Annotated in this window: 21 protein-coding genes and 1 pseudogene; 16 read left to right on the plus strand and 6 right to left on the minus strand. The window is 44.4% G+C overall.

Annotated features, from left to right (window positions below; all coding sequences use genetic code 11):
- Positions 1-65: 65 nt before the first annotated feature.
- Entirely contained in the window at positions 66-281 is a 216-nt protein-coding gene (locus tag ADU22_RS09630; RefSeq protein ID WP_053361962.1) for a YczO family protein, read from the minus strand.
- Positions 278-394 (minus strand): hypothetical protein, encoded by a 117-nt coding sequence (locus ADU22_RS09635; RefSeq protein ID WP_053361963.1) that lies wholly within the window; start codon positions 392-394, stop codon positions 278-280. Before ADU22_RS09635 ends, ADU22_RS09630 begins: the two co-directional genes overlap by 4 nt.
- A gap of 217 nt (positions 395-611) precedes the next feature.
- Here ADU22_RS09635 and ADU22_RS09640 point away from each other — a divergent pair, with 217 nt between their 5' ends.
- The 4 genes from ADU22_RS09640 (at position 612) to ADU22_RS09655 (ending at position 6,597) form a co-directional block, all read left to right on the plus strand.
- Positions 612-1,436: a cyanophycinase gene (locus ADU22_RS09640; RefSeq protein WP_053361964.1), complete on the plus strand. Its 825-nt coding sequence runs from the start codon at positions 612-614 to the stop codon at positions 1,434-1,436.
- Positions 1,426-4,047 carry a cyanophycin synthetase gene (cphA, locus tag ADU22_RS09645; protein ID WP_053361965.1) on the plus strand — a complete coding sequence of 874 codons (2,622 nt, stop codon included), beginning with the start codon at positions 1,426-1,428 and terminating at the stop codon, positions 4,045-4,047. Before ADU22_RS09640 ends, cphA begins: the two co-directional genes overlap by 11 nt.
- 142 nt (positions 4,048-4,189) lie before the next feature.
- Positions 4,190-4,939 carry a spore coat transglutaminase TGL gene (gene tgl, locus ADU22_RS09650; protein WP_053361966.1) on the plus strand — a complete coding sequence of 250 codons (750 nt, stop codon included), beginning with the start codon at positions 4,190-4,192 and terminating at the stop codon, positions 4,937-4,939.
- Positions 4,940-5,127: 188 nt separating this feature from the next.
- Entirely contained in the window at positions 5,128-6,597 is a 1,470-nt protein-coding gene (locus tag ADU22_RS09655; RefSeq protein WP_053364518.1) for a UDP-N-acetylmuramoyl-L-alanyl-D-glutamate--2,6-diaminopimelate ligase, read from the plus strand.
- A 108-nt stretch (positions 6,598-6,705) separates the two neighbouring features.
- On the opposite strand, the gene ADU22_RS24195 is transcribed toward ADU22_RS09655, so the two are convergent.
- Positions 6,706-6,807: a YjcZ family sporulation protein gene (locus ADU22_RS24195; protein ID WP_082252821.1), complete on the minus strand. Its 102-nt coding sequence runs from the start codon at positions 6,805-6,807 to the stop codon at positions 6,706-6,708.
- A gap of 216 nt (positions 6,808-7,023) precedes the next feature.
- On the opposite strand from ADU22_RS24195, the gene ADU22_RS09660 reads away from it, so the two are divergent.
- From ADU22_RS09660 to ADU22_RS09690, 7 genes are all read left to right on the plus strand, one after another.
- Positions 7,024-8,322 (plus strand): ABC transporter substrate-binding protein, encoded by a 1,299-nt coding sequence (locus ADU22_RS09660; protein ID WP_053361967.1) that lies wholly within the window; start codon positions 7,024-7,026, stop codon positions 8,320-8,322.
- 91 nt (positions 8,323-8,413) lie between these two features.
- Positions 8,414-9,391: a carbohydrate ABC transporter permease gene (locus tag ADU22_RS09665; protein ID WP_053361968.1), complete on the plus strand. Its 978-nt coding sequence runs from the start codon at positions 8,414-8,416 to the stop codon at positions 9,389-9,391.
- Positions 9,388-10,257 carry a carbohydrate ABC transporter permease gene (locus ADU22_RS09670; RefSeq protein ID WP_053361969.1) on the plus strand — a complete coding sequence of 290 codons (870 nt, stop codon included), beginning with the start codon at positions 9,388-9,390 and terminating at the stop codon, positions 10,255-10,257. Before ADU22_RS09665 ends, ADU22_RS09670 begins: the two co-directional genes overlap by 4 nt.
- Before the next feature lie 233 nt (positions 10,258-10,490).
- Positions 10,491-12,176, plus strand: coding sequence for an alpha,alpha-phosphotrehalase (gene treC, locus ADU22_RS09675; protein WP_053361970.1), 1,686 nt, complete (start codon positions 10,491-10,493; stop codon positions 12,174-12,176).
- A 90-nt stretch (positions 12,177-12,266) separates the two neighbouring features.
- A complete protein-coding gene (locus tag ADU22_RS09680; RefSeq protein ID WP_053361971.1) occupies positions 12,267-13,454 on the plus strand; it encodes a serine-tRNA(Ala) deacylase AlaX in 1,188 nt (395 codons plus the stop codon).
- A 210-nt stretch (positions 13,455-13,664) separates the two neighbouring features.
- Positions 13,665-13,877: a hypothetical protein gene (locus ADU22_RS09685; RefSeq protein WP_046525969.1), complete on the plus strand. Its 213-nt coding sequence runs from the start codon at positions 13,665-13,667 to the stop codon at positions 13,875-13,877.
- A 240-nt stretch (positions 13,878-14,117) separates the two neighbouring features.
- Complete coding sequence (locus tag ADU22_RS09690) at positions 14,118-15,692, plus strand: peptide chain release factor 3 (protein ID WP_053361972.1); 1,575 nt, start codon at positions 14,118-14,120, stop codon at positions 15,690-15,692.
- 259 nt (positions 15,693-15,951) lie between these two features.
- On the opposite strand, the pseudogene ADU22_RS25605 reads toward ADU22_RS09690, so the two are convergent.
- A pseudogene (locus ADU22_RS25605) lies at positions 15,952-16,291 on the minus strand (transposase); the annotation flags it as partial.
- A 59-nt stretch (positions 16,292-16,350) separates the two neighbouring features.
- Entirely contained in the window at positions 16,351-16,530 is a 180-nt protein-coding gene (locus ADU22_RS25610; protein WP_502688739.1) for a transposase, read from the minus strand.
- A 302-nt stretch (positions 16,531-16,832) separates the two neighbouring features.
- Between ADU22_RS25610 and ADU22_RS09700 the strand changes: the two genes are divergently transcribed.
- The 4 genes from ADU22_RS09700 to ADU22_RS09715 all read left to right on the plus strand — a co-directional run bounded on the left by ADU22_RS09700 (position 16,833) and on the right by ADU22_RS09715 (position 20,946).
- A complete protein-coding gene (locus ADU22_RS09700; RefSeq protein WP_053361974.1) occupies positions 16,833-18,218 on the plus strand; it encodes a Na+/H+ antiporter NhaC family protein in 1,386 nt (461 codons plus the stop codon).
- 135 nt (positions 18,219-18,353) lie between these two features.
- Positions 18,354-18,836, plus strand: a complete 483-nt coding sequence (locus tag ADU22_RS09705) for a hypothetical protein (RefSeq protein ID WP_053361975.1) — start codon at positions 18,354-18,356, stop codon at positions 18,834-18,836.
- A gap of 182 nt (positions 18,837-19,018) precedes the next feature.
- A complete protein-coding gene (gene sigI, locus ADU22_RS09710) occupies positions 19,019-19,774 on the plus strand; it encodes an RNA polymerase sigma factor SigI (protein WP_231687859.1) in 756 nt (251 codons plus the stop codon).
- Positions 19,771-20,946 carry an anti-sigma-I factor RsgI family protein gene (locus ADU22_RS09715; protein ID WP_053361977.1) on the plus strand — a complete coding sequence of 392 codons (1,176 nt, stop codon included), beginning with the start codon at positions 19,771-19,773 and terminating at the stop codon, positions 20,944-20,946. The genes sigI and ADU22_RS09715 overlap by 4 nt, the downstream gene beginning before the upstream one ends.
- Before the next feature lie 60 nt (positions 20,947-21,006).
- Here the strand turns inward: ADU22_RS09715 and ADU22_RS09720 are convergent, their stop codons facing one another.
- Positions 21,007-21,207, minus strand: a complete 201-nt coding sequence (locus ADU22_RS09720; protein ID WP_046525963.1) for an alpha/beta-type small acid-soluble spore protein — start codon at positions 21,205-21,207, stop codon at positions 21,007-21,009.
- 201 nt (positions 21,208-21,408) lie between these two features.
- On the opposite strand from ADU22_RS09720, the gene ADU22_RS09725 reads away from it, so the two are divergent.
- Positions 21,409-22,761, plus strand: a complete 1,353-nt coding sequence (locus tag ADU22_RS09725) for a TrkH family potassium uptake protein (RefSeq protein ID WP_053361978.1) — start codon at positions 21,409-21,411, stop codon at positions 22,759-22,761.
- Positions 22,762-22,870: the final 109 nt, after the last annotated feature.

The following is a 22,870-nucleotide window of genomic DNA, read 5'->3' on the forward strand; positions in this document are numbered from 1 at the left end:
GGCCCGTGGCATAAAAAATTGTCGAGAAATGACTCTTTCTCGACAATCTGGGGAGCATCTTCCCCTCATTTTTTTTCATCATAATCTTCCTTGTATTTCTCCTGAGATGAAGAATTATTTTTGATAATAGATCCGTCTTTTTCTTCAGCTTGCTCTTGTTTTAAATCTTCGACTGGCAGGGCATCGACTGTCTGCTCACTTTCAAACATGTCATGAAGGCTTTCTTTGTCAGTGCGATACTGTTCTGGATTATCCATTGATTTGCGCTTTTCCTGACTCATTTATTTTTATCTTCTTTCGTTTTGGTTTTATCTCCTTCACGCTGAGGTTCGATGTCGATATTATGTTCCTTCTTTCTTTCTTGCTCAACAGAGTTGTTCTTATCATTATTCATCATTGTAACCTCCTTGAATCAGTGATAATTTACAGTACCCGATTCTGGACGAATGAAAACAAGCAGTGTTTGGGTAACCTGTTATAGGGGCAAAAAATCCTTTATTTGGGGAATAGCTTCTGGCAGCTTGGAAGATACTATATATTCTTCTGGCCCTAATGGCCGAACGGAATACGCTATGTGCGTACCATATTGAAAAGAAAGGTGAAAAACAAAAATGAGTGCAGGTAAATTGCTGATTATTGGCGGCAATGAAGAAAAATGTACAGAAGGAGAGATTCTGGAAACGTTTATTCACCTTGCAGGAGATTCGAACAACGGGGGAATCGGGATATTGCCGACCGCTTCCCAAATTCCAACGGAAGTAAGTGCGGACTATATTGACATCTTTAAAAAGCTGGGGGTAGGCAAAATTGAAGTTTTGCAAGTGGATTCCCGGACTAAGGCCGAGTCTTCTGACATTCTCAAGAAGGCCGCCAATCTTTCCGCCTTATTCATCACGGGGGGCGACCAGGAAAGGCTCTCACGGTTTATCAGGGGAACCAGGCTGCACCAGCTGATTTACGAAAAGTGGCAATCTGGCATGCTGATTGCCGGAACAAGTGCCGGGGCTTCCATCATGGGCGAAGACATGATTGTCTATGCCGAAATGAAAAGCAATGAAGAAGAACGGCTTAAGATTGAAATGGGAAAGGGCTTTGGATTCAAGAAGGAGCTTCTAATTGACCAGCATTTTTCCCAGCGAGGGCGGTTTGGAAGGCTGATAGGGGCAATTGCAGAAAATCAGGAGCTGATTGGCATCGGCATTGACGAAAATACTGCCATCATCGTAAATGGGGACGAATTTGTTGTAATAGGCGAGCATCAAGTTTTTATAATAGACGGAAAAAAAGGAAGGCTTGTTGATTTCGTCCGGTCGGATAATGGAGGAGAAGAGCTGACAATCACCGACTTTAAGCTGCATGCCCTGACAGATGGCTATGGCTTTAACCTGTCCTCAAGGAAGATCATGAAAGGAAAGGGTCACCAGAATGAAGATTAATCGTGTAAGGTACTTAAAAGGTCCCAATTACTTTAATTATAATCCTACTATATGGATTGAACTGGATTTGGAAGAACTTGAGTACCAGCCCTCTAATATAATTACCGGCTTTCAGGAAAAGCTACTTGCGCTGCTTCCCGGACTGCGCCAGCATACATGTTCCCTGGGTTATGAAGGCGCGTTTGTTGATCGGCTCACCGAAGGAACGTGGATGGGGCATATACTCGAGCATATGGCAATCGAACTGCAAAATTTGGCAGGAGTGAATGTGGTGCATGGAAAGACTGTCACCAGCAGGCAAAAAGGTATTTACTTTGTCACTTTTGAATGCAAAGAGCCCGAGTCCGGGTATTTTGCCTTTGAAGCTGCAAAGCAGATAGTCCTTCGGATTCTTGGCGGGAGCCAGCAGATTGATGTCGCAGGATATATAAGACGTATTTCCGAACTGTACTTTGAAAATAAATTGGGCCCGAGCACAGAAGCCATTCTGAAAGCGGCAAACCGAAAAAAGATCCCGGCTGAACGGGTAGGCAAGGAAAGTTTGATTCGACTGGGTACAGGCTCCAGGCAAAAGTTTGTCCAGGCAACGATTTCCAGCCAAACCTCGTTCATGGCTGTGGAAAACTCATGTGATAAACAGGTTACAAAGGATATCCTTCATAGCTGTGGCTTACCTGTTCCCAAAGGGGAAATAGTGGCCTCCTTGGAAGAAATCTTTAAGGCGGCGGATAAAGTTGGATTTCCGCTTGTGATCAAGCCTCGGAACGGCAGGCAGGGTCAGGGAGTGATTACAAATATCAAAAATAAGCAGGAACTGTTTAATGTGGTTCATTGTATGGATGATTATGTTAAAGAGTATATCATTGAGCAATATTACGAGGGTCATGATTACCGGCTTTTGGTTGTGGATGGAAAATTAACCGCTGCCAGTCTCCGCCTGCCGCCATTTATCATTGGGAACGGCCAGGATTCCATCCGCAGATTGATAGAAATCGAGAATGAAAATCCCCTTCGCGGCGACGGACATGAAAAACCAATGACTAAAATTCCTTTCAATTATACTGTAGCTTGTTTCCTGGAGAAATTTAATCTTAGCCTGGATTCTGTTCCTCCAAGGGGGCAAGTTGTCCAGGTGGTCGGAAACGCCAACCTTTCTACGGGGGGGCAGGCCATTGACGTGACGGATGAAATACATCCAACCGTCGTAGAGATTGCTGTGGCAGCCGCAAAGGCAGTAGGACTTGATATTGCAGGAATTGACCTGGTCAGCAAGGATATAACAAAGCCTTTTTGCTTTGAAGAATCAGCCATCATCGAGGTAAATGCGGCACCCGGCATCAGGATGCACCACTTTCCCAGCAAAGGAAAAAGCAGGGATGCTGGCAAGGCAATTGTTGATTACCTTTTCAGGGACCGGGAGGAAGCGTCCATTCCGATTATTTCGGTAACCGGTACAAATGGAAAAACTACAACAACGCGGATGATCGCACACTTCCTTGAAGCAGAGGACAGAACAGTGGGGATGACCAATTCTGATGGTGTGTATATTGGGAGCCAATGCATTGATGAAGGAGATTGCAGTGGACCAATAAGCGCCAGAAAGGTACTGGCCAGCCCACAGGTAGATATCGCTGTTCTTGAAACTGCCAGAGGGGGCATTCTCAGGGAAGGATTGGCCTTTCGTTATTGCGATGTTGGTGTAGTGACGAATGTTGCCGAAGATCATTTAGGTCTTGATGGCATCGAAACCTTTGACCAGCTGGTTAAACTAAAAAGGCTGATTCCCGAGGTTGTGATAGAGGGCGGCAGCTGTGTGCTTAATGCCGACGACCCGGAGGTTGCCAAGATGGCATCCTATTCGAAAGGCCATATCGTCTACACTTCCCTGGAAGAGACGAATATTCATATCCAGGACTCTTTGCGAAAGGGCAGAACATCATGGTATGTAGACAGGTCCGGACAGATTATCTGCAGCGATAAAGGCAAAAAGATTCCTTTCCTGCCAGCTGGGGATATACCGGTGACCTTTAACGGCACGGCCAGGCATAACCTCGCCAACCTTCTGCAGGCTTTAGCTGCTTCCTATACACAAGGAATCGATATGGAGGTACTTAAAGAAAGAGCCTTATCGTTCCTGCCTGACTTCCACTTTTCGAAAGGGCGTTTCAATAAGCTTGATATGGAGGGCAGACAAATCATTATTGACTATGCCCACAATTATGCCGGGCTGAAGGCAATTTTCGAAGCTGTTAAGGCAATGAAGGCCAGGAGGGTCATCACCGTCCTCTCGGCGCCGGGAGACAGGCTTGATGATGATATTGAAGATCTTGGAAGGCTTGCAGCATCCAAATCGGATATCATGATTATTAAAGAAGACGCCGAATTAAGAGGGAGAAGATCATTGGAGGTCCCCGCCATCCTGAAAAGAGCAGCATGCGCCAGCCTTTCAGAAAACCACGTTCATTTGGTTCCGGCAGAAGCTGAAGCATTTATAAAAGCATGGGAGCTTTCAAAGGCAGGAGATTTGCTGCTGATGCTTTATGAGGACTTTTCAATGGTACAGCAATTTATCAGCTATTGCGGTGAAAGTTCCAGCAAAACGAAAAAATAACCTTTTAGCTCAATCCACAATGGATTTGAGTTTTTTTTCTTCTTAATGCATGGAAGCCTTCATACTATTCTATAATGGCATTTTCTTTAACAAGCAGGCGCTTGCGCTTTTCTTAAAAGGAACTCTTTGGAAGGAGGGCAATATGATCAGGATTGCAACCGCTCCGAACGGGATTCATCCCGACAGCCTTCAAGGGGTAAAAAGAGAGATTTTTATCGCGATGGATGCAAGCAGGGAAATCTTTAGTTTTTTTACACCCGGTGAGTTATTATTCGAGCTTCAGCTTAGGGAAAACATTATGAATGCAGCCTACCAGATGCAGCAAAGCGGGGCAGTCTTTACTACATTCCAGTATTCCCAGTTTAATCCGGCATACTGGGTGCGGAGCAGCCGAGGCTATCTTTTGCGGCCGGACGTCCTTCCGTCAGATGCAATCAGGGATGTTTTCAATAATGGGAAAAAATATGGCTTCGAATGTTCGACAGCAATGGTTTTCATTTTCTATAAAGCCGTATTGGATTCCATCCGACCTTCCGACTTTAATTATTTGTTTGGAGGGCTCCTGGTCTGGAACTGGAATTATGACCCTGATCTTGTCATTGTGACCCGAAGGGGAACTGACTTTATTCCTGGAGATGTAGTTTATTTTTATAACCCTGACTATAAACAGGCGATATGGCTGGGAGAAAATGCCGTATTCCTTGGGAATGACCAGTATTTTGGACATGGCATTGGTATAAAAACGGCAAAGGAGATGATTGAGGCCTTAAATACTCTGAGAAAGGAAGGAGCGACCAGGTCCGCCTATTTATTAAATCAGCATAGCAGGCTGGATGCTAAATACTTCCACCGATATGCAAGGAATTCCCAACAATTTAGGAAGGAAGGCTGAGCGGCGCTCGGCCTTTTTTTTAGTTTTGCGATAATAGCTAAGCCTAATTTCTTATTTTCAAATGGCAGCCGAAGAAGTCGGCGAAAACATGGATAAGTTTAAATAAACAGGGAATATAAATGGAGACGTAATATTTTCATTTAACTGTTTGCTAAGGATTGATGGCAGGAAAAAAGGGAGTTATGGCAATGAAATTAGTTAAGCTGCTCGAAAGCCTGGGGTTTGGGCTCGAAAAAGATCTGCATCCAAAAGATGTTGATATCCTGGGAATCCAAAAGGATTCGCGTAAAATAAAAAAAGGTGATTTGTTTGTAGCTATTTCTGGTTACGAAAGCGATGGACATGGCTTTATTGAAGAAGCAATCAAAAATGGGGCTGTTGCCGTTGTGGGGGAAATGGATTTATCATTACACATCCCTTATATCAAGGTGGCTGACAGCCGCATAGCCCTTGGCCAATTGGCCAACATTTTTTATGGCTATCCCTCACGGATGAAAAAGGTGATTGGCATAACGGGAACCAACGGAAAAACCACGGTGGCGTTTATGATCCGCCATATCCTTAATTCGGCAGGCAAATCCGCGTCCTTGCTGGGGACGGTTGCCTACATGATTAATAATGAAGTGTACAAGCCTGAAAATACCACCCCTGACGCCCTTTTGCTTCAGGAACTTTTATCAAAGAGCCAGGATGAATTTGCGATTTTGGAGGTATCCTCCCATGCATTGGTTCAGGGGCGGGCGGAAGGCCTTGAAATTGATTATGGTTTGTTCACAAACTTGTCCCATGATCACCTTGACTACCACCAGACGATGGATGAGTATTATCAGGCCAAGGTTTCAATGTTTGATTATTTAAAGCCTCAAGGGAAAGCTGTTATTTCCGTGCTTAGCGACTGGGGTGAGCGCTTAGGAAACGATTTGGACGGTAAAGGCGTTCCTTTTGCCTCGCTTGGATGCAAGGGAGCCCACGATATAGTGATTGAAAACATTGTTTTGAACGGGAAAACGACTTTCACTCTAAATACGGGTCTGCACCGGTATGAAGTTAACCTCCCCTGTCCGGGCCGCCATAATGTTTATAATGCAGCTCTCGCCTTTTTGGCTGCTTTGGAAATAGGTTTGGCACCGGAAGAAGTCATCCATGCGCTTGAACATTTCCCAGGGGTTCCAGGAAGATTCGAAATGGTGCCCCATCCTTCAGGAGCAACCTTCATTATTGATTACGCACATACGCAGGATGCGATTGAATACTGCCTGCAGGCGGCTATAGACCATAACGCAAGGCATATTACCCATATATATGGATTCCGGGGTGACCGGGATCATTCCAAGCGGGAGCATATGGTCAGGGCATCTTCGGGTATGTGTGATAAATTCATTCTTACTTTTGATGATTTAAATGGTATCCCGGAAGAGGAGATGAAAAGGGAGCTTACGTATCTGAATGACCGTTTTGGCCAGGAAAAGGGCTCTGTCATTCCTGATCGGACCTTGGCTATCCAAATGGCCTGGAATCAGGCGAAGAACGGGGACTGGGTGATCATAACCGGCAAAGGTCCGGAAGAGTATAAAACAGAATTCAAGCTCCCGGTCTCATCTGATAAAGAAGCGCTGGTCTACCTCCAGCAGAAAAGCACCCAGGAACAATTTGCCTAATCAGGAAGACCGCCTATGTTATAAGCGGTCTTTTTGGTGTGCAGACTGGGCGCAAAAAAGTGCCCGGTTCATCCGGACACTTTTTCCAGTTGGGAGAGCTGGGGCTTACTAGTAGCCGTAACCCCAAGAAGCGCCAATAATAATCAATAGAATGAACAAAACAACAAGCAAGGCGAAACCTCCGCCGTATCCGCCGCGTCCACCAGACATTCGTAACTACCTCCTTTTAAATTGTCAATATATCCTATTCAGAAGCAGTAATTTGTGCAATAAATTGGCAAAAAAAAAGAGCCCATTTAGAAATCGGAAGCGGATTCAATAATCGTGAAAAAATCGGGGGGAACTGACAATCCCAGGTTTAACGGTGGAGCGGGAAGGGTATATCCCGATTTAGGGCTTTATCATTTAAACACAGGGGGATAAAACATGGATAGAAAGAGAAATTTACTGCTGGCTGTTTTGCTGTTTATGGGATTTCTGGCTGGATGTTCAGGAAATGAAAACAGTGCACAGGCAGAGAAAACGGAAGATGGAAAGGTAATTGTCGATTTTTGGACTTTTTGGGGATCTGAAACAAGGAGGCCGATTATTGAGAAGATAATTTCCGATTTCAATGAATCCCAGGATAAGATTCATGTGAAGCACACTTTCCTGCCATGGGGAGATATCTGGACTAAAAATCTGGCGTCCGTTGCGGCAGGCAACCCGGCAGATGTCATTATCAATGATATCAACACAGTTTCGCAGAGAGCAGAAAACCAGCAGGTAGAGGATTTAAGCCAATACATAGATGAATCCTTTGAAAAACAATTTTACCCGCATTTATGGGAGACAGTTGTTTATCAGGACAAAACATATGCGGTTCCATTCAATACCGATACCCGATTATTATTTTATAACAAGGCTGCCTTTAAAGAAGCTGGACTTGATCCGGAAGCTCCGCCTCAAACCTGGAGAGAACTGGAAGAATATGCGGAGAAGCTTGATGTGAAAACTGGAAACCAGTATGAAAGGATCGGTTTTTACCCACTATGGGGCAGCATTGGAGCTTCAAGCTGGATGACCAATGCCGATGATGGAAAAGGTTTTATAGAGAATGGGGAACTGGCAATCGATACTCCTAGAAAAGCGGAAGCCCTCCACTGGCTGTTAGGCTGGAAGGAGCGTCTTGGCGAGAAGACGGTCCAAACGTACCAGGCGGAATTTGGAAGTGAACAGGCCAATCCGTTTATTGCCGGAAAAGTAGCCATGTGGGTGGATATTGGCACATTCTATACACAAATCCGTGATTACGGCAAAGACCTTGAGTTTGGTGTGGCACCACTGCCATCTTTTGATGAAGATTCAGGGCACTGGGCTGAAGGCGGAGGGTTCGTCGCCGAAATTCCCAAAGGGGCCGACCATCCGGAAGAAGCAATGGAATTCATCAAGTATTTGACTGGTCCAGAAGGACAAAAATATTGGGCTATGAAGAACTTTGACAATGTAGCCAATATTGAAGCAGCGGAAGCTGTAGCAAGCGAACTGACGGGAGATGGACAAATGGTCTATCAGGCGACAGTGGAGAATCTCCTGCAGACCAAAATGTTCCCTGTCCCAGTGGAATATCCGGACTATCACAGCAGGATCAATCCGGTAGTAGACAATATTCTGTTAGGAAAAATTTCTCCCGAAGAGGGATTGAAAAAAGCGGAAAGCGATGTCAGCAAACTGAAAAGGGAATAGATCCGGCCAGCTTACTGGCGGGGAACAAAGAAGAGAGAAATTCATTTTCTCTCTTCTTTAAGTAAGGATTAGAGAGGGAGTGGCTCAGGGGATGAAAACGACAGAAACGATAAGGCAGCCAGAATCGGCTTATATGCATGGGCCTGCAGCTGCAAGCAAGAGAAGCAAGCTTAGCAAAAAGACAAAAGATACTCTGACAGGCTACCTTTTTATCAGTCCTTGGCTGGTCGGGTTTTTTGGCTTGACCCTTGGACCGTTATTATTTTCTTTATTTGCCAGTTTCACAGACTACAATATTACTTCTAAAATGAATTTTATTGGTTTTCAGAATTACCGGACGATGTTTACTCTCGATGACCTTTTCTGGACATCGCTTGCAAACACATTATATTATGTAGCCTTTTCCGTTCCGCTCACAACAGCAGGGGCGATATTGCTCGCGCTGCTTCTGAACCAGAAGCTAAAAGGAATGAAGGTTTTCCGGACAATCTACTATCTGCCTTCCATCCTGTCAGGAGTAGCCGTTTATTTTTTGTGGATGCAGCTTCTCAGTCCATCAACAGGACTTGTCAACACTGTTTTGGCCTGGGTGGGAATAGAGGGACCTGCCTGGCTGTTTGACCCGGAATGGACCAAGCCTGCCTTGCTGCTCATGAAAATGTGGAGTGTCGGCGGCGGGATGCTTTTGTATCTGGCGAGTCTCCAGGGGGTGTCAAAGGAAATGTATGAGGCCGCCGAGCTGGATGGAGCCGGACTTTGGCAGAGGCTGCGGTATATAACACTGCCAATGATTTCGCCAATCATATTCTTTGATGTCATCACCAGTACAATAGGTGCGTTTCAAATTTTCCAGGAAGCTTACGTCATGACGGAGAGCGGCAGCGGCGGACCTGCAAATTCTTTATTGTTCTATAACCTCCATATGTGGAACAATGCTTTCAAAGTCTTTGATATGGGGTATGCTTCGGCGATGGCCTGGCTGCTATTTATCATTGTCATGATCTTGACTGTGGTAAATCTGAAGCTTGGCAAGCGCTGGGTTTATTATGAAGGAGGCGACAGGAAATGAAGACAGCATCCACATATGCCGTTTACAAAAGCAGGAAGTTTAGGGAGAAGATGAAAAACACCATTGTGGTGTTCCTGTTGATATTGGGAAGTGTAGTTGTGTTGGCGCCATTGTGGTGGATGATTTCGACTTCGCTGAAGTCTCCCGCAGAAATAGCGCAGTATCCGCCAACCTTTATCCCAAAAGAATTTCATTTCTCCAATTATATTGAGGCATGGCAGACTGCTCCATTTACCAGATGGGCGCTAAATACTCTTTTTATTGCTGTGTGCGGGACAATCGGGGCTGTTTTTGTCAATTCGCTTGTTGCTTATGCGTTTGCGAAAATCCGTTTCAAGGGAAGGGACACTCTCTTTATTCTCGTCCTATCGACTATGCTGATTCCGGGATTTGTCACAATGGTTCCCCAATATATCCTGTTTTCCAAGCTCGGGTGGCTTAACACCTATCTGCCTTTAATCGTCCCGGCATTCCTGGGCAGTGCCTTTTTTATATTCCTGTTAAGGCAATTCATGATGACCATACCCAACGAGCTTATTGAAGCAGCCTATCTTGACGGGGCCAGCCACCTGAAAATCTGGTGGCACATCATGCTACCCCTGACCAAGCCAGCTCTGATTACGGTAGCGATCTTTTCATTCAATGGCGCCTGGAATGATCTGCTTGGTCCGCTTTTATATATAAATGATGAAAGCATGTATACACTCCAGATTGGCTTGCAGACATTCAAGGGCACGGTCCAGACACAGTGGCATTATTTAATGTCCATGTCTGTTACCGTATTGCTTCCGGTGGTCCTTCTGTTTTTCTTTTTCCAGAGATATTTTATCGAGGGCTCTAACATTTCATCCGGTACGAAAGGATGAGCGGGATACCTGCGGGTGTCCTTTTTTTATGAAACATTTTATCCCCATGTTAGGTATAGACCGTTTGGGGAAAAGAGGGATAAGGGCAGTTTGACTTAACTTGTATATACATGTACAATGAAATCGTTTCAGGAAGAGCTGGATAGTTTCATGGATAGTGCTTTCTGGTTAATCCTATAATAAAAAATATTAGGGAATCTGAAAGTGTTCTTTTTATTTTTGGAGGTGCTGATATGACGGAACCATGGTGGAAAAAAGCAACTGTTTACCAAATTTATCCGAAAAGCTTTTATGATACAACGGGGAATGGTGTAGGCGATCTGCAGGGAATCATTGAAAAATTGGATTATTTGAAGGAACTGGGCATTGATGTGGCTTGGCTGACACCAATCTATGAATCGCCGCAGAAAGATAATGGCTATGACATAAGCGATTATTATAAAATTTATGAGCAGTATGGAACGATGGAGGATTTTGAACGGCTTCTTGAGGAGGCCCATAAGCGGGACATCAAAATCATTATGGACATTGTCGTGAACCACTCCTCAACTGAGCATAGTTGGTTCAAGGAGGCGAAAAAGTCCAAATCCAGTCCTTACCGCGATTATTATATCTGGAAAGATCCAAAGCCGGATGGAAGTGAACCGACAAATTGGGAATCAAAGTTCGGCGGGTCTGCATGGAAATACGACGAGGAAACTGGGCAATACTATCTCCATTTGTTCGACGTGACCCAGGCTGACCTAAATTGGGAGAATGAAAGACTGCGCCAGGAAGTATACGAGATGATGCATTATTGGTTCAGGAAGGGCGTTGATGGTTTCAGGCTTGATGTCATTAATTTGATTTCCAAGGACCAGGAATTCCCTGATGATGATGGAACTGTGCCTCCAGGTGACGGCCGCAAATTTTATACAGACGGCCCAAGAATACATGAATTCCTCCACGAGATGAACAGGGAGGTATTTTCCCAGTATGATGCCATGACGGTTGGCGAAATGAGTTCAACGACGATTGAAAACTGTATTAAGTACTCGAATCCGGAGAGAAACGAACTCAGCATGACATTCAACTTCCACCATTTAAAAGTGGATTATCCAAATGGAGATAAATGGAGTATCGCGGACTTTGACTTCCTGGCGTTAAAGAGAATCTTGTCACAATGGCAGGTCGAAATGCATAAGGGCGGCGGGTGGAACGCTTTGTTCTGGTGTAACCATGACCAGCCACGAATTGTGTCCCGCTATGGAAACGACCAGGAATACCATCGTGAGTCTGCCAAGGCAATGGCCACCGCTATCCATATGATGCAGGGAACTCCATATATTTACCAGGGAGAAGAGATTGGGATGACCAATCCATATTTTGAAAGAATTGAGGATTATCGTGATGTAGAATCCTTAAATATTTTCAGGATCAAAAAAGCGGAAGGGGTTCCAGAATCGGAAATCCTGAAGATCCTGCAAAGCAAATCGAGGGATAACTCACGGACTCCTGTACAGTGGACAGCCGAAAAGAATGCGGGGTTTACAAGCGGCACTCCATGGATTCCTGTTGCCCGGAACTATGCAAATATCAATGCAGAGAATGCCCTGGCGGATCATGATTCCGTGTTTTATCATTATAAAAAATTGATCTCGCTGCGAAAAGAGTACGAAATTATTACGTACGGAGACTATGAGCTGTTACTCGAAGATCACCCTGAGATTTTTGCTTATATCAGAAATGGCCGTGACGAGAAATTGCTGGTTGTGACCAATTTTTATGCAAAAGAAACACAGTTTGTCATGCCAGACACAGTAGACACTGATGGGCATGAAGCCAAGGTGCTATTATCCAATTACGACTCTGGCAAGGAGTTCAGGAATATCCACCTTCGCCCGTACGAATCGATTATCTTTCACCTAACAAAAAAATAGGGAACATGCAAAAGACAGCGCCGGGATGCTGTCTTTTTGCATGGACAAAAATGATATACTGGGAGGAGATCATTCACGGAGTGTGAGGAAATGAATCATAAATTATATTACAGAGATGCCTACCTAACTGGCTTTTCAACGAAGGTGCTGAATCAGGAGCTGGATGGAGGGAACTGGTATGTGACCCTGGAGGAAACCGCCTTTTATCCAACAGGAGGAGGCCAGCCGCATGATACTGGCAGTATAGAGGGAGTTTCGGTTACAAATGTTGAGGAAGTCGACGGAGAAATCCGCCACTATATAGAACGGCCTTTGCCCGGAGACGTGGAGACCGTACAATGCACGGTGGATTGGGAACGGCGCTTTGATCACATGCAGCAGCACTCAGGACAGCATATTCTCTCGGCGGCTTTTGAAGAATTATATGGCTACCGTACCGTTTCCTTTCATTTGGGAAAAGAGACGCTTACGATAGACCTCGATATTGACGAGCTTCCTCGAGAGCATGCCGGGGCTGCGGAAAGCAGGGCTAATGGGATTGTCATGGATGCACGAAGGATCGATGCGAAATGGGTAAACCGCGAGGAAGCCTCCCGATACCCATTAAGGAAGCAGTTATCCGTAACTGAGGACATACGTCTCGTCATCATACCGGATTTCGATTATAACGGTTGCGGAGGTACCCATCCTAAAAACACCGCGGAAACAGGGGCGATTAAAATTCTGGGCTGGGAGCGGCAGCGTAAAAAGGTACGTGTGGAATTTATCTGCGGACAGCGCGTTCTATCCCATCTGCAGCAAAAGCACGACCTTATCAGGGAACTTTCCGGCTTGTTAAACGCGCCTCCAGAGACAATGTCTGCTTCTATCCAGCGTATGATCGCGGAAGGTAAACACATGGAGAAAACCCTGGAGGATATGAGTGAAATGCTGCTCCAGCACGAGGCATCGGCATTGATGTCCGACCAAAATCCAAAGGTGATAGGCAAGGTTTTTCAAAACCGGACAATAAAGGAGCTCCAAAAACTTGCCAAAACGATTGTGGACTACGGCGAGTCCAGACCAGTCCTTCTAGTGGCGGAAAATGCCGATAAGCTCCAGCTTGTATGCGCAAGAGGAGAAAATGGCCAATTAAACATGAAAGAACTATTAGGACAGGTCTTGCCGGTTATCAACGGAAAAGGAGGCGGAAAGCCAAACTTTGCTCAAGGCGGGGGAGAGGCCACCATCCCGGGATGGGATTTACTGAGATTAACAATCGAAAAAATGAACGTTTAGTGAACTAAAAACTTTATTACAGGATGAAACACATAGGTCTTTTATCCTGTTTTTAACTTGATTACATATTAAAACAGATTTTGAAAGGGCTTTTTAGGCAAGAAGTCCTACTTTATTCCGCTGGCACAGCGTTTTATTGGAAATTTTACCATTTAAAAAAATATCAATCTCCTCCATAATGAGTACAAATAGAAAACAGGGGGAAAACTTATGTTTGATATTCAAAAAGGTTCAATGGAAGAAGTCCTGGTCATTTTGCAGAATATCGGTTTGCAAATCAATGAATATGAGAAGTCAAATACAATGATCTCTGTTGAGGCCTATAAAGAACTGCTTGAATTTAGCATCTCGATTGCCAGAAGGACAAATGAGGTATCTGAAACAATAGATGAAATGATTGAAGACATAGAGAAACAGTTGTAGATTTATACGATTAGGCAAAAATGGCAGCGGAAGAGCTGCCATTTTTATTTTCCAGCCCCTTGGCGATGCTGCTGTCTCTTTCCCAAACTTTAGCGTTCATAATCAATCGCAGATTGCAAACTTTCCATCAAAAATATATGATGGAACTTATGGGGATTTTGTCTGTATAATAAAAAAGGTTTCCAGCGATATTACAGTTTGGCAGTACAGCAGAAAGGCTGTTTAGAAAGGATATATAACATGAAGAAATTAAGCGAAGAAGTTTTGTCAAGGAGAACATTTGCGATCATCTCCCACCCGGATGCCGGAAAAACGACACTGACTGAAAAACTGCTGTTATTCGGCGGTGCCATCCGGGATGCCGGTACAGTTAAAGGAAAGAAAACCGGAAAGTTTGCTACCAGCGACTGGATGGAAATCGAAAAGCAGCGCGGAATTTCTGTTACATCGAGTGTGATGCAATTTGATTATGACGGCTTTAGAATCAATATCCTCGATACGCCAGGTCACCAGGATTTCAGTGAAGATACGTACCGTACTTTGACTGCAGTCGATAGTGCCGTCATGATTATCGATTCGGCCAAGGGGATTGAGGAGCAGACTTTGAAATTATTCAAGGTTTGCCGGATGAGAGGCATCCCCATCTTTACTTTTATCAATAAACTTGACCGGGAAGGAAAGACACCGCTGGAACTGCTTGCAGAGCTGGAAGAAGTTCTTGGAATCGAGTCGTACCCCATGAACTGGCCAATCGGCATGGGAAAACAGTTCCTCGGAATTTATGACCGCCATCAGAACCGAATTGAGCAATTCAGGGTGGAGGAAAGTGAAAAGTTCATCAGCCTGAACAGCGACGGCGAAATTGAAGGAGCCCACCCGCTGAAAGAAGATTCATTGTATGAGCAGACCCTTGAAGAGATCATGCTTCTAAATGAAGCTGGGAACAGCTTTTCTGAAGAACGTGTCAGCGAGGGGGAACTAACCCCAGTGTTCTTTGGCAGCGCATTGACGAACTTTGGAGTCCAAACCTTCCTTGAATCATACCTTGAGTTTGCACCTGTGCCGCAGGCGAGAAACTCGACCTCCGGTAAAATTGATCCTTTGTCAGAGGACTTCTCCGGCTTCATTTTCAAAATCCAGGCTAATATGAATCCTGCTCACCGTGACCGCATTGCCTTCCTGAGAATATGCTCCGGAAAGTTTGAGCGCGGGATGAATGTTACGCTATCACGGACAGGGAAACAGATTAAACTTGCCCAGTCCACTCAATTCATGGCTGACGACCGCAGCACGGTCGAAGAAGCGGTTGCCGGGGATATTATCGGCTTATACGATCCAGGTTCCTACCAGATTGGCGATACAATTGTTTCCGGGAAAGAAGCATTTGAATATGAACGTCTGCCGCTATTCACACCAGAACTTTTCGTCAGGGTTACTGCGAAAAACGTCATGAAGCAAAAGCATTTCCATAAAGGGATTCAGCAGCTTGTCCAGGAAGGCGCTATCCAGCTTTTTAAAACCGTCAAGACGGAAGAATACCTCCTTGGTGCAGTAGGTCAACTGCAGTTTGAGGTTTTTGAACACAGGATGCGCAATGAATATAATGTGGAAGTGATCATGGAAAGGCAAGGGTCAAAAATTGCCCGTTGGATTGAAAATGACAAAATCAATGAAAACCTTTCAAATTCCAGAAGCCTGCTTGTTCATGATCGCTATGAGCAAAAAGTATTTTTATTTGAAAATGACTTTGCGCTTCGCTGGTTCCAGGAGAAAAATCCGGATATCCAGCTTTATAATCCAATGGACCAATCGTGATAATGAAAAGAGTGGGCTAACCCACTCTCACCTTGCCGAGAAAAAGTACCTTTCTCGGCAATTTTTTTGTTTATGCTAATAGGCCTGTTGATTTCCACTCCAGGCGCTTCGCTTTCCGCGGGCGTGCCGGGGAGCCTCCTCGGCGCTGAAGCGCCGAGGAGGCTCCCCTGCCCCGTACTCCCGCAGGAGTCTTCGCGCCTTCCGTTCCAATCAACAGGGTAGGCAATCTAAGGGATTGCCACACAACTTTCTCGCTTAGCTAAATGGGTGGCAATTTTTTAAAATTCTTGCAGGCCGCAGTAAGGAGATCCTGTTCACTTGCATTCTTTAACCCCCGCAAACGGTAGTAGCGCAGCCCCTGTAGCTCTATTGAATCTGCGAAGCTTCGCTCGATTTTTTTCTTCCTAAACGTATAAAGCATTTTTCTTAATTTGGATAGGGGGTTAGCCTTATCATCTCCTTAAACTCCTCCCATACATGTCGGATTATAACTTTCACCCTATTCTTTAATCGTGCATATTCGGAGAGTAATGGGCAGCTTGAACATTTTTTGCATCGGGTTTATATTCTCTATACCCCTCACGGGTTGTTGTTCTGTAAGTTCTCTTTCCAGTTGCTTTCGGAGCGGATGCCGAAGAGATAGCCTATGAATACCATTCTAAAAAAGAAGATTCGGATCAGATGGTCGACCAATGTCTTCACTATAAAAAGGTCGTACTTTTTTACAGAAGAAAGAAAAGTCTATATATTTATCGATTATACGAAGAAGATGGTCCTCAGGAATCAAATCATCGATACAAACAAATTCATTCTGGCAATGATTTCTTGGCTTAAACATAATTTTCACCACTAGCTTTATTTTAATGTAAAGAACCAACTCTTTTTAAAAAGCCACTACTTAATATTATTACAACAAATTACGCGGTGAATTTTTAAAGTAAAGGACAAAATAAAATGGCTGCTGAGGTTTTCCAACAGCCTGAGAGTGGGCTAACCCACTCTTTTTAATTTTACTGAACTCTTCCCTGTTCTTTCGAATTTTATTGACAAATAAATAATATATCTATATAGTAATAACGCAGATTACTTTCGTGCATAAAAGCGTTTAAGTGTAAAAGTATATTTAATGGGAGAGAGAGCATGCATCAGGAAAAGTCATCAATTACGGTAAAGCCTTTGGAAGCAGTAGCCGTGACTGTCATTCTTTTGGCAGGCATGGGGATTGGGATTATGAAACTTCAATTAGTTCCGCATATTCCTGTTGTCCTGGCCATTTTTTTTCTGCTTATTTATGGCCTTTTAAAAAAAGTGAAGATGTCGGATCTCGAAAAAGGCATGGCGGATGGAGCCCAAAACGGCCTGGGGGCTGTCATGGTTTTCTTTTTCATAGGAATGCTGATTAGCAGCTGGATGGCAGGCGGAACGATTCCAACCTTTATTTACCTTGCTTTTGAGTTGGTTTCCGGGAAGTGGTTTTATGCGATTGTATTTGTGGTCACAGCTGCAGTTGGCATTGGAATAGGCAGCTCCCTGACGACTGCTGCAACCATCGGGGCAGCTTTTATGGCAGTGGCTGGAGCATTGGGGCTCTCCCCGGCCATCACGGCAGGGGCGATTGTGTCAGGTGCTTTTTTCGGGGATAAGATGTCGCCCCTTTCCGATACGACCACCCTTGCTTCCGCAACGGCCAAGGTTGATTTATTCGACCATATTAAAAACATGGCCTGGACGACTGTTCCGGCTTTTGTACTCTCGTTCATTCTTTTTCTATTCCTTTCTCCCGCGAGCCTGGAAGCCAGCTTCGAATCAATAAGCTTGGTCAAGGAAGAGCTGGTCGCTTTGAACCTTGTACACTGGTATTCACTCCTGCCATTTGTGATTCTGGCCGTCTTGGCGATAAAAAGGGTCCCAGCGGTGATTACTTTGGGAAGTGGAACGCTGTCTGCGCTCGCTATCAGCTTTTGGATTACGGATCGAAATGAATGGGCCGCTCTTCCTGCCGTCCTATTTTCAGGCTACAAAGCAGAAACAGACGTGCAAGAGGTTGCTGCATTGCTTTCAAGAGGAGGAATTGAAAGCATGCTGTTCTCTGTATCGCTTGTCCTCCTCGCGCTGTCGATGGGAGGATTGCTATTCAGGCTGGGTATTCTGCCCGCACTGTTGGAAGCCCTCATGTCAGGAGTGCAGAAAACAGCCGTGCTTTTCAGTTCGGCTGCAGCCTCCGCCATCGGAATCAACGTTCTCCTTGGCGAACAGTACTTATCCATAGTCTTGACCGGAAACGCATTTGAACAGCGATTCATAAATGCTGGTCTGCATCCAAAGAACTTGTCAAGGGTCCTTGAGGACTCGGGTACGGTGGTTAACCCGCTGGTACCGTGGAGTGTATGTGGAGTGTTTCTCGCCGGGGTGCTGGGAGTGCCGACTGCCGAGTACGCTTTGTTTTCTTTCTTTTGCCTTGCTTCTCCTCTTTTGACCATTGCAGCAGGGCTTACTGGATTCTCAGTAACAAAAATGGATCAATAAGAACAACAGCCGTTCTCAATTGAACGGCTTTTTTGCTTGACCGGAAATAAAAAATGCTTAACGTGAGCACTCTAAAGAGGCAGGGAGTTTCACTTGTTTAATTGATTACTTCTATTAAAGGAATGAAATCCGGATATGAAAAGTATAAGCAAACTTGAAGCCATTATGTGGAGTGTTGCCCTTCCTGGATTTCCACAGTTGTTAACAGGGCAGTTTCTTAAAGGGGCTTTATTTGTTATTTTGGAATTCGTAATCAATGTGAACAGTAACTTCAATCAGGCCATTATGTACAGCTTCCTGTGGGAAATCGAAAAGGCCTTCACGGTAACCAATTTCCAATGGCTGATGTTTTACCCCTGCCTTTATATGTTTTCAATGTGGGATGCCTATCGAGTGACCTTGAAGGGGAAAATAAAAGGGACCTATTTGCCTTTTGTCTTTGGGGCATATTTTATTACCGTTGGATTGATGCTGTCTCCAAAAATTAAATTGTTTGGCATTTCACTGGGGCCTGTATTCCTGCCGATGCTCTTCCTGATTCCCGGATTAACAGTGGGCTATTTGCTCAAGCTGCTGGTAGAAAAACATTTTCATCATAGCGAGACAGGAATCACCTGAAAAAGACCATTACCTAAGACCTAAGTAAGGGTCTTTTTAATGTTCTCGGACAAAGAATCTTCTTTACCCCCAGAAGACAGTATCTCCCTCCGTAACCCTATAATGAAAAACACTGACCAACAGCCATCGTTTCTTCCCAAACCCAAATTGACAGCCGTGGTATAATTTGTAGAAGAAACGAGGTGAGTCTGGTGCTGAGTTTATTGTTCATGGCAAAAAAGAAGCCAAAGACCCTGGAGGAAAAAGTAGCTTTGATCCAGCAGGGCGACGAGAGCCTTCTGGATGATTTAATAAAATCGTATAAACCCTTCATTGCAAAGTCGGTTTCTTCCGTATGCAAAAGATACATAAGTGAAACGGACGATGAATTTAGCATTGGGCTTATTGCCTTCAATGAAGCAATCCAAAAATTCTCTGCGGAAAAAGGAAATTCATTGCTCAGCTTTGCGGACGTGCTGATTAAACGGAAAGTGATAGATTACATTCGCCAGCAAAACAGGAACCAGACGGTTTCCTTCGGGTTTGGAAGCGAAGGGGCAGATGAAGAAAGCCAGCGTTCAAAAATTGAAGATGAATTATCCATTGAAAACCACTGGAATAAAACAGATGAAGAAAGAAGAAGAGATGAAATATACCAGTTCCAATTATTGCTAAAGGAATATGATTTGTCATTCCAGGATCTTGTAAAACAGTCTCCCAAGCATGCCGATGCCAGAAGGAATGCAATGGAAGTTGCCAGGATCCTGAGTGAAAATGAGGAGTTAACGCAGCAGCTTCTAGAAAAGAAAAGGCTTCCGATTAAGCAGCTGGAGAATATGGTTAGCTTAAGCCGCAAAACCATCGAGAGGAACAGAAAATACATCATAGCCATCTCGTTAATTTTAATTGGGGATTATTATTATTTAAAGGATTATATAAAAGGGGTGCTGAAGGAATGAGAAAGGGTGTAATCCTGGAAGTCGATCATGATTTTGTAACCTTGTTGACTTCCGAGGGTGAATTCATGAGGACCCGCAAGCGAGAGCAGGATTATCACATAGGAGATGAAATCAATTTTTTTCCAGTGGAAAGTGATCAGCCGTCAGCCTGGCAGAAGTTCTTTCGCCTCTCAAAGGTCAGGGCAGCTGTGATAGCGGCAGTGCTTCTGTTCTGTACCACAGCCATTTTACCTGTTTACCAAAGCAATCAGGTATATGCGTATATGTCCATCGATGTGAACCCAAGCATAGAGCTTGGATTGAATCAAATGCTCAAAGTGGTCTCCCTTATTGCCTATAATGAAGAAGGGGAGAGAGTCCTTTCTAATTTAGAGGATTGGAAAAAAGAAGATGCTGCCATCGTAGCTGAAAGAATTCTTGATGAAATCGAAGTGCAGGGATATCTGGAAAAAGAAAAAAATGTGTTGATTGCCACTGCAAATTCACAAGGACAAGTCGAGACGGCCGAGCAGCTTGAGGAAACGATCAAGGAAATAAAAGAAGCTGGTAAGACGGAAAACCTTGAAGTAATGGTTTTATCCGGGACTGCGGTGGAGAGGGAAGCAGCTAAAAAGCAGGGATTGAGCATGGGGGTCTACAAACAAAAATTCCTTCCTGAACAAGAAAAACCAGCGATAAATCCTCCTGCAGAAACAAAAGCTTCCCCGCCAGCTGCCAATCCGGTCCAAGGCCATTCTGGCCAACCTTCAGAGGCTCCTGGCCCCAAGCAGGATAATCAATGGAAAACTGTGCCAAACGGCAAGAACAAGCCTCAAGAAAATGGGTATGGAAATAGTAACAACAATAAAGGCCAAACAGAAACAAAGCGGGCTAAAGAGGACCCAAAAGGCATTAAAAACCAACAACGGCCTGAACAAGCTGAAAAAATGAACTCCAATCAGGAAAAGGCAGCAAACAATAAAAGCCGAGGCAATGGAAATGGTCATGCCAAACAAAATAATAGTGAAAACGGATCTCAAAAAGGGAAAGCGGACCTAAACAGCCGTGGCAAAGAGAAAACCAATAACAACAGCCATGGTAAAGAACAAGCCCAAAAACAGGGCGGCGGCAAAAGCGGCCAGAATAAAGGAAGCAATCCAGGTGATTCCGGCAGCACAAACGGAAAAGATTAAAATGTCCAAAAAGTCCGGATAGGTATCCGGACTTTTATCATATCCATGATATTAAATTGTCTATTGCTGCTCTCTTCCGGCAAGTCCTGCTTGAGCCTGCTGGACAAGGCGTTTGGTGATTTCTCCGCCAACGGATCCATTTGAGCGGGATACAGTGCTTCCGCCAAGCTGGACTCCGAACTCCTGGGCAATTTCATACTTTACCTGGTCCAGGAATTGTTCTACTCCCGGTACAAGCAATTTATTTGAACTTCTAGCCATGTTTGTCAACTCCTTGCTGCATTTGCAGAAATAGTGTCTGCAAGCTTATTATTTACGCCTTAGGGGATTGTATTCTGGAACATTTTTGGAATGCAGGCAAATCATGAGGAGGATAAAAAGTGAACTCACCGTTTACTTCCTGAGTCAGCTTTGTTATTTTAGATGATAGGATTCAGGAAACAATCGAAAGGACAATTTTTGATGTTCAACCAATTAAAAAAGAGTGTTAATCAGCTAACACCCGCACGGATGATTGCTGTATATTATTTTCTAGCCGTTTTTGTATCGGTCTTGCTGCTTCGTGCACCGATCGCGGTAAAACCGGAAGCTACCTTGTCTTTTGTAGATGCCCTTTTTGTAGCAGTCAGTGCAGTAAGTGTTACAGGGCTTACTACAGTGAATATAAATGAAACATTTACTGTTGCAGGGAATTTCATCCTGATGTTTGTCTTCCAGTTTGGCGGCATCGGAATCATGGCTTTAGGTACTTTTTTCTGGCTTATACTAGGTAAAAAAATCGGTCTCAGGGAACGGCGCCTGATTTTGACAGACTTAAACCAGATGGGGCTGGCAGGCCTGGTAAAAATGCTGAAAGAAATTTTGCTTTTGATTATCCTTATTGAAATATTCGGTGCGTTACTTTTAGGGACGCATTTTCTTGACTATTATCCAACCTGGCAGGAAGCTTACCTAAATGGTTTGTTTGCTTCCATTAGTGCCACAACTAACGCCGGTTTTGATATTACAGGGAGTTCCTTGGCTCCTTTTGCCGATGATTACTTTGTGCAATCCATTAACATTTTGCTGATGACACTGGGAGCAATTGGTTTTCCGGTMCTGATGGAAACGAAGAATTATCTGGCAGCAAAGAATAAAGAGCTTTTCCGGTTTTCCTTGTTTACAAAAATTACAACTGTTACTTTTGCCGCCCTGCTGATTGGCGGGACCTTGATCATCCTCCTGTTGGAAGCAAACCATTATTTTGCAGGCATGCCTTGGCATAAAGCTCTCTTTTATGCGCTATTCCAGTCAGCGACAACCAGAAGCGCTGGCTTAGCTACAACGGATGTCACCAACTTTACGGACCCTACCATCCTGGCAATGAGCGGCCTGGTCTTTATCGGTGCCTCCCCAAGTTCTGTTGGCGGAGGTATTCGGACAACCACCTTCGCGATCAATATCCTGTTTCTTTTTCATTTTGGCAGAGGGGAAAGGACAATCAAGATTTTCAAGCGGGAAATCCCGCATGAGGATATCGTAAAATCACTTGTCGTGACCATTCTGGCAATATTGATTTGTTTTACAGCGACTGTCATTCTTAGCATGACAGAGAAGCATGATTTGTTAAAAATTATTTTTGAAGTATCTTCCGCTTTCGGCACGAATGGTTTATCAATGGGAATTACTCCTGAGCTAAGCACCCCTGGAAAATTCATCATCATGATTCTGATGTTCATTGGCCGTGTGGGGCTCATTCAATTCCTTTTGGCTATGGGAGGAAAGGAAAAAAATCAATCTATTCATTATCCGAAGGAAAGGGTCATTATTGGCTAAAAAAATCCGGGATTGTTTCCCGGATTTTTTTGTTGTCCAGCTGCGGTGCCTAGCCCCTCGGGACGCTTCGGTCCAGAAGATGAAGTCACAGAACGACTTCTTCTTCTGG

This window comes from Bacillus sp. FJAT-27251 (assembly GCF_001273925.1).
In the GTDB taxonomy this organism is placed as follows: Bacteria; Bacillota; Bacilli; order Bacillales; family Cytobacillaceae; genus Mesobacillus_B.